Source organism: Periweissella beninensis, from assembly GCF_016908275.1.
Classification (GTDB): Bacteria; Bacillota; Bacilli; order Lactobacillales; family Lactobacillaceae; genus Periweissella; species Periweissella beninensis.
In genome coordinates, this window is record NZ_JAFBDN010000020.1 from 1 (window position 1) to 13,217 (window position 13,217).

The 13,217-nt window shown below is 36.6% G+C and carries 18 protein-coding genes; 16 read left to right on the forward strand and 2 right to left on the reverse strand.

What is annotated here, in order from left to right:
- Window positions 1–231 precede the first annotated feature (231 nt).
- Both JOC59_RS07040 and JOC59_RS07045 read right to left on the reverse strand, forming a co-directional pair.
- Window positions 232–981, reverse strand: coding sequence for a flagellar motor protein MotB (locus JOC59_RS07040; RefSeq protein WP_205144093.1), 750 nt, complete (start codon window positions 979–981; stop codon window positions 232–234).
- A gap of 25 nt (window positions 982–1,006) precedes the next feature.
- Complete coding sequence (locus JOC59_RS07045; RefSeq protein WP_205144094.1) at window positions 1,007–1,780, reverse strand: MotA/TolQ/ExbB proton channel family protein; 774 nt, start codon at window positions 1,778–1,780, stop codon at window positions 1,007–1,009.
- A 354-nt stretch (window positions 1,781–2,134) separates the two neighbouring features.
- On the opposite strand from JOC59_RS07045, the gene flgB reads away from it, so the two are divergent.
- The 16 genes from flgB to fliQ are packed head-to-tail and all read left to right on the forward strand — an operon-like array spanning window position 2,135 to window position 13,213.
- Entirely contained in the window at window positions 2,135–2,509 is a 375-nt protein-coding gene (flgB, locus tag JOC59_RS07050) for a flagellar basal body rod protein FlgB (protein WP_205144095.1), read from the forward strand.
- Window positions 2,510–2,538: 29 nt separating this feature from the next.
- Window positions 2,539–2,982 (forward strand): flagellar basal body rod protein FlgC, encoded by a 444-nt coding sequence (gene flgC, locus JOC59_RS07055; protein WP_205144096.1) that lies wholly within the window; start codon window positions 2,539–2,541, stop codon window positions 2,980–2,982.
- Between the two features lie 16 nt (window positions 2,983–2,998).
- Window positions 2,999–3,322: a flagellar hook-basal body complex protein FliE gene (gene fliE / locus JOC59_RS07060; protein WP_205144097.1), complete on the forward strand. Its 324-nt coding sequence runs from the start codon at window positions 2,999–3,001 to the stop codon at window positions 3,320–3,322.
- A gap of 27 nt (window positions 3,323–3,349) precedes the next feature.
- Window positions 3,350–4,918: a flagellar basal-body MS-ring/collar protein FliF gene (gene fliF / locus JOC59_RS07065; RefSeq protein ID WP_205144098.1), complete on the forward strand. Its 1,569-nt coding sequence runs from the start codon at window positions 3,350–3,352 to the stop codon at window positions 4,916–4,918.
- Between the two features lie 15 nt (window positions 4,919–4,933).
- Complete coding sequence (gene fliG, locus JOC59_RS07070) at window positions 4,934–5,938, forward strand: flagellar motor switch protein FliG (protein ID WP_205144099.1); 1,005 nt, start codon at window positions 4,934–4,936, stop codon at window positions 5,936–5,938.
- Complete coding sequence (locus JOC59_RS07075) at window positions 5,922–6,638, forward strand: FliH/SctL family protein (protein WP_205144100.1); 717 nt, start codon at window positions 5,922–5,924, stop codon at window positions 6,636–6,638. The genes fliG and JOC59_RS07075 overlap by 17 nt, the downstream gene beginning before the upstream one ends.
- Window positions 6,639–6,645: 7 nt before the next feature.
- On the forward strand, window positions 6,646–7,977 hold the full coding sequence (gene fliI, locus JOC59_RS07080) for a flagellar protein export ATPase FliI (RefSeq protein ID WP_205144101.1): 1,332 nt from the start codon (window positions 6,646–6,648) through the stop codon (window positions 7,975–7,977).
- A 29-nt stretch (window positions 7,978–8,006) separates the two neighbouring features.
- A complete protein-coding gene (gene fliJ / locus JOC59_RS07085; RefSeq protein ID WP_205144102.1) occupies window positions 8,007–8,429 on the forward strand; it encodes a flagellar export protein FliJ in 423 nt (140 codons plus the stop codon).
- A gap of 25 nt (window positions 8,430–8,454) precedes the next feature.
- Window positions 8,455–9,780, forward strand: coding sequence for a flagellar hook-length control protein FliK (locus JOC59_RS07090; RefSeq protein WP_205144103.1), 1,326 nt, complete (start codon window positions 8,455–8,457; stop codon window positions 9,778–9,780).
- A 15-nt stretch (window positions 9,781–9,795) separates the two neighbouring features.
- Complete coding sequence (locus JOC59_RS07095) at window positions 9,796–10,278, forward strand: flagellar hook capping FlgD N-terminal domain-containing protein (protein WP_205144104.1); 483 nt, start codon at window positions 9,796–9,798, stop codon at window positions 10,276–10,278.
- Window positions 10,279–10,293: 15 nt separating this feature from the next.
- On the forward strand, window positions 10,294–11,064 hold the full coding sequence (locus JOC59_RS07100; protein ID WP_205144105.1) for a flagellar hook-basal body complex protein: 771 nt from the start codon (window positions 10,294–10,296) through the stop codon (window positions 11,062–11,064).
- Window positions 11,065–11,083: 19 nt separating this feature from the next.
- Complete coding sequence (locus JOC59_RS07105; protein WP_205144106.1) at window positions 11,084–11,302, forward strand: flagellar FlbD family protein; 219 nt, start codon at window positions 11,084–11,086, stop codon at window positions 11,300–11,302.
- Window positions 11,292–11,780, forward strand: a complete 489-nt coding sequence (locus JOC59_RS07110) for a flagellar basal body-associated FliL family protein (RefSeq protein WP_205144107.1) — start codon at window positions 11,292–11,294, stop codon at window positions 11,778–11,780. Before JOC59_RS07105 ends, JOC59_RS07110 begins: the two co-directional genes overlap by 11 nt.
- Before the next feature lie 17 nt (window positions 11,781–11,797).
- Complete coding sequence (locus JOC59_RS07115; protein ID WP_205144108.1) at window positions 11,798–12,148, forward strand: flagellar biosynthetic protein FliO; 351 nt, start codon at window positions 11,798–11,800, stop codon at window positions 12,146–12,148.
- Window positions 12,145–12,936, forward strand: coding sequence for a flagellar type III secretion system pore protein FliP (gene fliP / locus JOC59_RS07120; protein WP_205144109.1), 792 nt, complete (start codon window positions 12,145–12,147; stop codon window positions 12,934–12,936). Before JOC59_RS07115 ends, fliP begins: the two co-directional genes overlap by 4 nt.
- Before the next feature lie 13 nt (window positions 12,937–12,949).
- Window positions 12,950–13,213: a flagellar biosynthesis protein FliQ gene (fliQ, locus tag JOC59_RS07125; protein WP_205144110.1), complete on the forward strand. Its 264-nt coding sequence runs from the start codon at window positions 12,950–12,952 to the stop codon at window positions 13,211–13,213.
- The last annotated feature ends 4 nt before the right edge of the window (window positions 13,214–13,217 follow it).

A 13,217-nucleotide genomic window follows, 5' to 3' on the forward strand; every position in this document is an offset into this window, starting at 1 on the left:
CATTAGGGTTTTTGAAAGTATTATCGATTTTTAAATTTGGGTCTTTTAATGCGAGTGATATTTTGAGATAATTATCCATGGAGATTTCCTTTCTGTTTGGTGGTGGTGGGTTATCTCTTTTTTTACACTTTTTTTTAAAAAATGCAAGAAAAAAAGATACCGATTAACATGACAACGTCATGTCTATCAGTACCAAAAAGTGTAGACCCCTTTTAGTGATTAGCCTATTTGTCAAAAGTGGCGTTGGATTACCATTTCAACTCGCCGATTTTTAGCTCGTCCTTGTTGGGTTTGATTATTAGCGCGCGGATGATTAGCAGCAAATGCTTCAATCGTGACATTCTTTTCTTTAATTATCTTGTTTGCAACAAAGAAGTGCATTACGGCAATGGCCCGCTGAGCACTTAAGTCCCAATTTGAGGCATAACGCTGACTATTGGCAACTGGTAAATTATCAGTATAACCAGCAATAGTAATTGTATTATTACGTAAAGGTTTTAAATAAGGCCCTAATTGGTTAAGTGCTTTTTTAACTGGTGTCGTTAATTTTGCACTTTGAGTTTGAAACAGAATACTACTGGCCATGGTGATATGAATACCGTCTTGTTTTAATTTTATTGTTACTTTATTTTTTAAAGCTGATTGGCGAATTTGTGATTGTAAATTACGAGTGATGCTACTTAGTTGCTGGGTTTCAGCATTACGCTGAGCAGCCAATCGTTTTGCTTTCACAACATTGTCTTTAATAAAGCTATTGGTTGTTGCGTTACTATCAAGAGCTGAGTTTTCAATTGAATTTGAACCAGCTTTAGCAGAAAGAATCGTACCAAATTCTTGTTGAACTTCAGCGAATTTTTTACTATCAACTTTTGACATCGCAAAAAGGACAATAAATAATGCTAAAAGCAGCGTTAACATATCTGAGTATGGTAGTAACCAGCCTTCACCAGCTTCTTCTTCATGTCTTTTTTTTCTTTTCAAAAGGAGGACTCCTGTAATTTATTATTTAAGCATCAGGATCATTGTTTGTTTGCGGCTCTTCATCGACTAAACTATACAGTTTTTGCGCAATTGTATTGGCTGGTTGCCCAGCTTGGATGGCTAAAACGCCTTCAATGATAATGTTATATTGTAAGACTTCTGCTTCGGATTTATTAATTAAACGTTGTGAAAACGGAATCAAAAGAACATAACCGACAAAAATACCATACAGTGTGGCGACAAAAGCGGATGAAATAGATTCACCTAAAGCATCAATATTGTTTAAGTTACCCAACGCACCAATTAGTCCAATTACGGCACCTAAAACACCTAGTGTTGGTGAAGTTGTCCCACCAGTTTTAAACATATTAGCACCAATGCGGTGCCGTTCCTCCATCGCCATAACCTGATTTTCTAAAATTTCTTGAATTTGTGCAGATTCAATCCCGTCAACTACTAATTCCAAGCCTTGTTTTAAAAAAGGATTTTCAAGTTGTTGGAGATGTTCTTCCAAGGAAAGCAGTCCGTTTCGGCGTGCTAAATTTGAAATGTTGATAATTTCATCAATTATAGGTGCATATTGATAAGTAGCATTATGAAACAAAACTTTAAAAATCTTTGGTAACCGTTTGATTTCACTTTTAGGATATGAATTGATGGTTGCGGCAATAATACCCACAAAGATGATCGTTGCTGCTTCACCATTCATTAGTACCGCTAAACTGGCACCTTTTAAGATCATTCCAGTTACAATCGCCCCAAATCCTAAAAACATTCCTATAAGTAGGAATAAATCCATATTAACTTTCCTCCATAAACCATTAAGTTTGCTTGTTCATTTAATTACTATATCGGTAATTTACATAAAATTTTAAAGGATTACAAAAAATATACGTAATAAAAAAATATACAAATACGCAAATTATTTGTATAAATTTGCCGAATAGTTTAAAGTTATTCGCTTTAAACTTATAATTATTTAATTGATGATATCTTAAATTATTAGCACTTAATATTTATTATATAAATAATACTCATAATTGGTTGAATAATACTCATAATTGGTTGAATACTACTCAATAATACCTTAAAATTAAGTCAATATTAAATATTATTTATTTTTAATCAATTTTAAAAAACCGGAGATAGATTTATGGAATCATACGATTTAATTAAAGATGCTCTGGGGGTAGCTAATACGCGAGCACAGTTAATATCTAGTAATATAGCAAATGTCAATACTGCCAATTATAAAGCTAAGCGGGTTGAATTTGAGAATTACTTAACAAATGCGCTTAACGGAGATAGCTTAGCATTGAAAAAAACAAACACACGCCATCTGGGGGATGGTAGTGGTGTGCAACCACAAGTTACCACGGACGCTAATACGGCAGTTAAAGCGAATGGAAATAACGTTGATTTAGATGTTGAAATGGTTAATCAGGCAACGAATAGTCTCTATTATAATGCGTTGACTTCCCAGATTAATGGTCGTTTTCAAATGCTTAATTATGTGTTAGATCACTAGAGTAGAAGTACATGCAAGGAGAAATGTAAGTGAGTATATTTAATGGTTTGGCAATTAATACGAGTGGTTTAGCATTAGAACGGCTGAAACTAGATACCATTTCAACTAATATTGCAAACGTCAATACAACCCGGACGGCTGAGGGTGGACCATATAAGAGTAAAACAGTTACCTTTGCTGAAAACATGAAAAATGTCCAAAACCAACTAAACAATAATGATGCAGGTTTTGGTAATCGTATGAGTTACGGAGTACGGGTGACCGGGATTAAAGAGGATAACACAATTAAAAGAACCTATGATCCAACAAATCCAGATGCTAATGCAAACGGGTATGTACGAGAATCAAATGTAAACATGGCCGATCAAATGGTGCAAATGGTCCAAACAATGCGTACATATGAAGCTAATGTATCAGCAACTGAAGCGAATAAAGCCTTATTAAAAAACGCGCTATCAATTTCAAAAAATTAAAAATTAGGAAATCAACATGGATGCAATTAATAATTTTTCAGGTTTAAAAAGCTATGTCAGTAATTTACAAAATACACAAAAAATAGGTGATTTAGCATTAAATAAAACAAATACCACACAAAAAAGTTTTAGTACATATTTAAATAATGCTGTCGCTAATTTAAATCAAAATATGACAGTAATGGATAATGGAACAACCGGCCTAGTTACAGGAACTAATAATGATTTGGGAAAAGTTATGATTAATATGACTGAAGCACAACTAACTCTCCAAACGGCTGTTCAGGTACGTAATAAAGTATTAGATGCATATAACGATATTAAAAATATGCAATTTTAATTAAAAAGGGTTTGAGGAGACGGTTAGGTGGAGAATATCAAGGATGGTTTTGCTAATTTAAGGGATAAATGGCAAGCACAATCAAAAAATAAAAAAGCGGCGTGGCTGGGTGGAATAGTAAGTATTATTTTTATTATAATTATGGCCTTTTACTTGACCACTCGGGTTCAATATGGGGTTTTATTTTCAAATTTAAGTGCGGCAGATGCCGGAAAAGTAACTGAACAATTACAAACCGATAAAGTGGCGTATAAATTAGCGGATAATGGGACAACTGTCCTAGCGGATAAGACCAAAATACCACAAGAGCGAATTGACCTAGCGATGGATAATAAATTGCCAAATACGTCAACCGGTTATGAATTATTTGATGATACTAGCATGATGACGACTGATGCTGATCGTAAAGTGATGTATCAACGAGCCACAGCAGGTGAGCTAGAACGCTCAATTGAAACTCTTGATGCGGTTCAATCAGCTAAGGTAATGTTGGTAATGCCAACTGAAAGTGTTTTTGCTGATAACAATGATGATACTAAAAAAGCATCGGCATCAATTGTCCTAACCCTGAATGGAAATACGATTGATGACTCGGCAGTACAAGCAATTGTTGACTTAACTGCAGGAGCCGTTGAAAACTTAAGTACTGATAATATCAAAGTTGTAGATAGTAACGGACAAGTTTTGTACGATGGTAATTCAAATGCGGATGATAGTAGTCAAATATCTGGTGCAAGTAGTAAATATTTAAGTATTAAAAAACAGTACGAAAGTATGATGGAGCAAAAAATTCAAAACTTATTAACCCCAGTTTATGGGGCTGGTAAATTTGAAGTTGCGGTTAATTTAGATTTAAACTTCAATGCTATTGAACGTAAGCAAACAAAATATAGTAACCCACAAATCAGAAGCGAAAATCTGCAACGTTCGGGTACTAATGCGAATGGCACAACTAAAAATACGCAGACGGGTCAAGCAAATAATAATGCTAGTAATGTTACCGGTAACAATAGCGATGACAGTAATGCTTCATACAGTCACACTATTAATAATGAATTGAATACAGATACGATCAAAACAATTAGTGCCCCAGGGTCAATTAATCGGATGACCACATCGGTCATTTTAAATAACGGTGCACTTTCAAATACAGATCAAACAAAAATTCAAGCTATTATTTCATCAGCAGTTGGTTATAATCGCCAACGTGGTGATGTAATTCAAGTCTCCGGCTTAAACTTTGCTAATCAGGGAATAAATACGGCTAATACAACTAAAAAGAAAACAACTAACTGGTTACTATACGCCATTATTGGTGCAATTATTTTACTAATCATAGCAATCATTATCTTTATTATTATTCGGCGCCGCCGTGCTGCTGCCTATGCAGATTATGAAGACGATTACGAAGATGATTATGCACAAACTAATGAAACGCCAAGGCCCACTACAGATCCTACCTCAGCCAGTAATGAGAGCCAAGCGCCAGCAGTAGCTACACAAGAGACAAGTAAAACAGAAAAGGCTAAGCAATACGCTGATGATAATCCCCAAGTTGTCGCAGAACTATTAAAAGCCTGGGTTAAGGAAAAATAGAAAGGAGGGAAGCCTGTGACAATGATTGATGGTATTAAAAAAGCAGCAATTTTAATGATTTCTTTAGGATCAGAAACTTCATCGAAAATCATGAAACTACTACCAGAATCCTATATTCAAAAAGTTAGTTATGAAATTGCGAATACTGAAGTTGTACAACCAGAAGAGCGCAATGAAGTCCTTGATGAGTTTGTTAATACAGCAACTGCCCGTGAATATGTTTTAGATGGTGGGATTGATTATGCCAAAAATTTACTTAATCAAGCGCTAGGACCACAGAAAGCAAAAGAAGTTATTGATGTTTTAAACCAAATTCAATTAAAGGAACGCCCGTTTAATATTGCGCGGCAAGCTGATACGCAACAATTGGCCAATGTATTAGCTGAAGAACAACCACAGGTGATCGCTTTGGTAATGTGTTATTTACAACCAGACAAAGCTGCGGTGATTTTGTCACAGTTTCCAACTGAATTACAAACGGATGTTGCAGAACGCATTGGGACGATTTCGAGTACCTCACCAACCGTGATTAAGCAAGTTGAAAAAGTAATTGAAACTAAATTTTCAAACAGTGTATCGAATAATACGGAAAATATTGGTGGTGTCACTACGTTAGTAAATATTTTAAATGCGGCTAGTCGCAGTACGGAAAAAAATATTATTAGTGACTTAGAAAAACGGCAGCCGGAATTATCAAGTGAAATTAAAAATAGTCTCTTTACATTTGAAGATATTGTGAGCTTATCTAACTTGGATGTCCAAAAAGTATTACGGGATATTGAAAACGACGATATTGTCCTTGCATTGAAGGGGACTACAGATGATATTAAAAACTTCATTTTTGAAAACCTTTCAAGTCGTGCAGCTGATAATATTCGTGAAGAAATTGAATTTATGGGGCCTACGCGTCTAGCTAATGTGGAAGAGGCACAACAAAAGATTGTCGCTGTGATCCGAAAATTAGATGATGCTGGTGAGATTTATATTGAAAGAGGCGATTCTGATGCCATTATTAAATAATAATAACGTTATTAAGCAACATAAAATAATTAATGTTAATAAAACTTCAGAAATTGTTACAAAATTACCGAAACCGCATGAAGATATAGAATACGATCCTCAGCTGTTTAGTGAAGATATGATCGAGCAAGTTACCCAGCTCAATAACCTAAAAAGTAATATTTTAAGCCAGGCTCAAGTTGAGGCAGAGCAATTAAAGCAACAAGCAATACAAGTGGGCCATGAGACTGGTTTTCACCAAGGATATGAAGAAGGGCTAGCCCAAGGGAAGGTGCAAGCCCAACAGATGATAGCCCAAGCAAATGCAAATTTGGCTAATACCCTCGATAGTGTTAATCAATATACCCATAATAAGCAAGAAGAGTTAGTTGAGTTTGCGATACGGATGGCCCAAATTTTAATTAAAGAACAGTTAAAAATTGCGCCAGAAACTATTTTAAAGATTTTAGAACCGATTTTATTAAAGTTAGAAGAACCAGATGAATTTATTAAAATTAAAGCCCATCCGCGCTATCATGTGCTTTTAGCCGAAAAGCTAGCACAGCAAAAAATAAATCTGGGGAATCTTCGTTATATTTTGTTAGACGATGAAAGCTTGGCAACTGATCATGTCGTCGTTGAATCAAATGCAGCAGTGACCGTTGTTGATATTGAAGCAGAATTAAATAAATTTATGCAAGAAATAAAAAGCCAGGAGTAGCCAATTAATGAAGTTTGAAATTTCAACGGATAAATATTTAACTTTAGCGCAGCAACGCAAATTTTTCTTCACTTATGGCAAAGTCAGTGAAGTTGTGGGCCTAATTATTAAAGTTGAAGGATTAGATGTGTTTGTTGGTGAAATTTGTGAGGTCTATATTAAGGGGACCCAACGCAAAGCATTGACTGAGGTTGTTGGTTTTGTTAAACAAACGGTCTTACTAATGCCCTTAGATGAATTAACGAGGATTGGACCAGGTTGTTTAGTGAAACCAACCGGCCATACCCTTAAAGTTCGAGTTGCTGATGCATTATTAGGGCATACCCTAGATGGCTTAGGGCGGCCGTTGGATGATGTAACGATAACACCCGATTTTAAAAATTATCCTGTGACGCAAGAGGCCCCTGATCCGTTTAAACGGCAAAAAATTAAGGCCATTATGCCAACGGGCGTTCGGGTTATTGATGGCTTAATGACCGTCGGTGAGGGCCAACGAATGGGGATCTTTGCGGGTAGTGGGGTTGGTAAAAGTACATTATTGGGGATGATTGCCCGCTATTGTGCAGCTGATGTGATAGTGATTGGTCTGATTGGGGAACGAGGGCGCGAAGTTAAAGAATTTATTGAAAAAGATCTCGGCCCAGAAGGCTATAAAAAAGCTGTTGTCGTGTGTGCAACGTCTGACATGCCACCATTAGTTCGGCTTAAAGGTGCACACGTAGCGACAGCGATTGCCGAATATTATCGTGATGCTGGTAAAAAAGTGGTTTTAATGATGGACTCAGTTACCCGGTTTGCAATGGCCCAACGTGAAATTGGACTATCAACGGGTGAGCCACCCACTACTAAGGGGTATACGCCATCAGTATTTGCAGCATTACCTAAATTATTAGAACGCAGCGGTATGTCTGATAAAGGCTCTATCACAGCCTTTTATACAGTATTGGTTGAAGGTGATGATATGAATGAACCCATCGCTGATGCAGTGCGCGGAATTTTAGATGGTCATATTGTTTTATCACGTAAAATTGCTGGTCAAAACCATTATCCGGCAGTCGATGTACAAAATAGTTTGAGTCGTTTAATGAAATCATTAGTTTCAAAAACACAAATTCAAGATGCTAGTGAATTACGAGAAAATTTAGCGGTATATGCTGATGCAAAGGATTTAATTGATATTGGAGCTTATAAAGCTGGCTCAAATGCAGTCATTGATTATGCGATTTCATTAAACCACCCAATTGACGATTTTTTACAACAACAGGTTGATGAATTTGCCAATTTTGAACAGACAACAGACCAATTACATCAACTATTTAATGGCCTCAGTAATCTATAAGCGATAAGTCATTTGGAGGACACAAGGAGATGCAACAATTTAAGTTTTCATTAGCCAAAGTGCATAGTTACCGCATCAAAGTCGAAGCTGAAAAGCAACGCGCATATGGACAAGCTCAACGTGAAATTACTGAACAAACAACGCGAATTGAGACATTAATGGCTGAAAAAGAACAGCGCCGGGGGTACCAACCATTAACGATTACGCAAATGAAAGTGCAACAACGTTACTTGATGGCTTTAGATAGTCAAATTGATGATGCCTACACCACCTTACAAGCCCAACAGGCACAAGTTAAGGTAGCTTTTGACGAACTAATTATGGCGCAACAAGAACGGCAAGTTATGGATAAATTACAAGAAAAACAGTTCGCACAATATCAATTAAATTTAAATCGAGAAGAACAAAAGCAACTTGACGAAATGGCTAATCGGCCAAAATTCGTAATCTAAAGAAAGTTATGAAAGGAGTTTAAGGATGAATCTGCACGCAACGGTAGCGCCGGTTAGTGACTCTGAAAATATGCAAGCAAGTGAGCAAGCTACGCATGTTAAAAGTGCACAAAAAAACAAGTTTAAACAGTTATTAAATTCACATACTAAGCCAAGTCAACAACCTGATGATGACACGGAACAATTAAGTACAGATAAAAAAAAGCAATCGGAGCAACAAACACCACTAGAACAGACACTAGTAGTAGCTGGCATTAAAGAGCCTATTGTTAATCCGGTACTGGGCAGCCAACCGGACACTAGTACCCAAACGATAAATTCGCTAATGGCCCAACAGTATGCTGACGGTGCTAAAGCCACGAAGTCCAAACAAGTAGCTAGTATGCAAAGCATTGACAATAAGCAAGATAGGCAACTGACAGAGCCAATAAGTAAGAATAATCAGGCAAGCGATGGTAAGCCCCAAACTGTTAAGGAAAATCAGGTGGTTGGGCAAGATCCTAACAGCCAACAAGCGTTAGCTAATCAAACCGCACTACTAACGCAAACGATGACAGCGACACCTAACTTAAAGTCATTAGCCCCCACACAACAAGTATTAACAAGTGATAATCAGCACGCTAATAGTAGCGAAAAGACCCCGCTTGATGCTGTAAAGGTAGGACAAATAAGTAGTAGTGATGTTGCGAGTAAAGGTAGCAACAAGGTGAGCATGTTAGCGGCAGAGTCCATACCGGTTAAGGAGCCATTAGCTAAAACCACCTTTAATCAGGTTTTAAGTTCAGTGGCAACTCAGGCTAATAATACTACGACGAGTCAGGCAACAACAATTAAGGTAACCACGCAACAAGTCATTAAGACAAATGGACAAGTATTAGCCACGCCAATTGTGGCAGCAACTAAAAACTTGACTAATGGTAATACCAAAACAATTGTTGTTGACTTGGTACCAGCCAATATGGGTAAAATTCAGGTTTCACTTAAATTGACCGCTAATCAGGTGCAATTAGAATTTAAATTTGAGAATAGTCAAACCCGGCAATTGTTAGCAGATATTACACCTAAATTAGAGCAAATTTTGAATAAGCACGCAGAATTACAGCTACCAACACTGACTAGTGGACCAGTACTTGAGACGCAACATAGTGTACACCCCAGTAGTAATTTAGCGAGTTTAAATTTGGAGCAACAAGCCATGGCGCAGGGTGGTAATCAATTTAGTCAAAACAAGCAACAAAGACCACAAAGTAAGCAAATATATCAAAAGCATCAATTAGGCGACATCACAAAAGAGCGAAGTGATGAACAAATCGAACAAGCTACTAAGAGTACAATCAGTATTTTGGCATAGGAAAGGAGTTAAGCAATGGTTTCAGAGGTAACTAATTTAACAAATTCAATTGTTGGTTTGGCAAGTGCAAATGCCACTGCTGATACGAATAGTAAATCAATTGTTTCAATGGATGATTTTTTAAAAATTTTATCAGCTACCATGAGTAACCCATCAATTTCAGGAGATTCATCTAGTGGTGGTAGTAATACTGATTATGTTTCTCAACTAGCCCAATTTGCCACGATGGATAAGTTGAATGAAGTGGGAAAAAACGTGAATGCTAGCGTTATGCTACAACAACAACAGCAAGCCTTTAGTTTGATCGGTAAGCAAGTGGAAGTAACCGATGGCGATAAAAATATTAGTGGCACTGTTGATAAAGTAAGGTTTGCAAATGGTTATGCCACGATTGTGGTAGGTGGGCAAGAATATAACCTGAGTCAATTAAATGAAGTTGATGCCGGTACGAGTGCTAGTGCGATAGATACAACTAATGGAACAACTAATAATAAATAAACGGAGGAAATTACCATGTTAAGATCACTTTATTCAGGAGTTAGTGGGTTAAAAAGTTTACAGGTTAAGATGGATACGGTTGCCAATAATATTGCAAACGCCAATACGATGGGATTTAAGTCGAGTCGAACTATGTTTGAAGACTTAATTAGTCAGACAACGGCATCGCCAAGTGCACCAAGTGCGAATTTAGGGGGGATTAATGCTAAACAAGTTGGCCTAGGGGTCCAAGTTGGGTCAACTGATCTAAGCACCGGGATTGGAGCACCACAACAAACCGGACGAGCGCTAGATGTGTATATTGCTAAGCAAGGCTATTTTAAAGTAACTGATGGTGATAAAGCTTATTATACCCGTGATGGTGACTTTCAGTTAGATAAGGATGGGACTTTAGTTACAAAGAGTGGGTTAAAGGTAGCCGTAACTAATGCTACCAAAATTCCAGCTGGAGCAGAAATTGCCATTGATGCAGCCGGTAAAATCTCGTATGTAAACGATGGAGGGACCATTACACAAGCCGGTCAAATTGAAACCTATAATTTTAGTAATCCAGCCGGTCTAACTAAAGCCGGCGGTAATTTATTTAGTGTTTCTAATAACTCTGGACAAGCGACAGATTCGACAGGGAAAAGTAGTTTGCAATCTGGGGCATTAGAAATGTCAAATGTTGATTTGTCTACTGAGTTTACAGATATGATCATTGCTAATCGGGCTTATCAAGCTAATGCTCGGACCATTACAACTTCAGATGAGATGCTACAAGAATTAGTTAATTTAAAACATTAATTAAGTAGTAGGTGATTTCATGATTGAATTAACAGCATTTAACCAACAAACATTTTATTTAAATTTTGCGTTGGTTTATAAATTTGAAGCAACACCAGATACAGTTATTACACTAACCGATGGTAAGACTTTAACAGTCAAAGAAACACCGTCAGAAATTGTGGCAAAAGTAATTGCATATGAGCAAAAAATTCATCAAACAATAGGTAAGGAAATAGTTAAATACGATGGCAAATAAGGCAGCACCAAAAGAAAAACGCGGTCCCCGGTGGGCTATTATTATTCCACTATTATTAACAGTGATGGTAGCAGCGGGGATTGGTGGGGCATTTGTAATATCACAATATAATGCAAAAAATACGTCACCAACGGCACAAAGTGAAGCTGCGGCAAGTGAAGCTGCTAGTAAAAGGCGGGTGATTCCACTATCACGCTTTATTGTAAATTTAGCTAGTAGTGGTAATCAAGATCAATATATTCGCGTAAGTATGTCGCTTATTGTTGCGAGTCCTGAAGAAAAAAGTGCGCTAAATAAACAGATGCCGTTAGTGCGGGATAGTGTTATTACCGTACTGAGTCAGAAAAAAGCGCGTGATATTTTAGATGGTGGGCATAAATTGAACGCCTTGAAAAATCAAATTAAAACAGCGATTAATAATGCCTATGGAGCCCAAATTGTTGAAGATGTATATATCACCGATTTAGTGGTGCAATAGAAAGATAGGATTAACATATGTTTTTTTCAATCGTTAAGTTGATTATTTTTTTAATCATAATTATATATTTAATTAATATTTCACTAAAATATTTAGCTAAATATACTAATCAGGCTAGTCAAAAATTACGGATCATTCAAAAATTAAATGTAACGAAAACATCAGCACTTGGAATAGTTCAAATTGGTGAAAAATATTATGTAATGAGCTTAGCGGAACAGCAAAATCAAATTATTAGAGAATTAACTGCTAGTGAGGCTAATGACTTTATGCTCAATCCAACGCCTAAGACGCCAGCAACACCCCAGCAATTTAAGCATATTTTAGAAGTTACTACTAAAAAATTAAGTAAAGGGAAAAAGGAATGAAGAAGCAATTACGCAAGGCTAGTCTTATTGGTTTACTAAGCGGGCTAGCTACCTTATGGCTAACAGCAGTCCCAATTTATGCGCTTGATCTTAAGGGGATTACTGAAACTAGCCAAAATTTATTAAAAGGGACAGGTAGTTCAAGTAATATTATTAATACATTCCTATTGTTGACAATTTTGTCAGTAATCCCAATGTTACTCATCATGACAACTTCATTTACCCGAATCATTATGGTGTTATCGTTTGTGCGTAGCGCACTAGGTACACAGCAAAATCCACCTAACCAAGTGTTAATTGGCTTAGCACTATTTTTAACGTTTTTTACCATGAAACCAGTTTATACGGATATTTATCAACAAGCGGTTGTGCCGTATAATAGGCAAGAAATATCACAACAACAACTAGTTAATCGCAGTGAAAACCGCTTAAAAGAGTTTATGGGGAAGCAAACACGTAAAACGGATATTAAATTATTTATGGAGACAGCTGACCAGTCTAAGCAAGCAAAAGCTACGATTAAAGTTCCGCAAAATACACATAAAATACCGATGAGTATCATGATTCCGGCCTTTATTATCAGTGAAATGCGGACGGCCTTTAGTATTGGCTTCTTGATTTTTATTCCGTTTCTAATTATTGATATGGTAGTTTCCAGTATCTTAATGTCGATGGGGATGGTTATGTTATCACCGGTAATGATTTCACTTCCGTTTAAGTTGTTATTATTTGTTTTGGTAGATGGCTGGTATCTACTGGTGGAATCATTAGTCAAAAGTTTTAGTTAGAAGGTAGAGATGAATGACAATTGAGTCGGTACTACATTTGATGCAAGATGCTTTTATGCGCATTTTATTAATTTCGGCACCAGCATTAGGAATTGCAATGGTTGTAGGGTTATTGATTAGTATTTTTCAAGCGGTTACCCAAATCCAAGAGCAGACATTAAGCTTTGTGCCTAAGTTAATTGCAATTTTTGTGGCTTTAATTTTAGCGGGTAATTTTATGTTGACAATTCTTTTGGAATTCACGAAAAATATTTTTAAATTAATTGGGCAACAATAGGAGT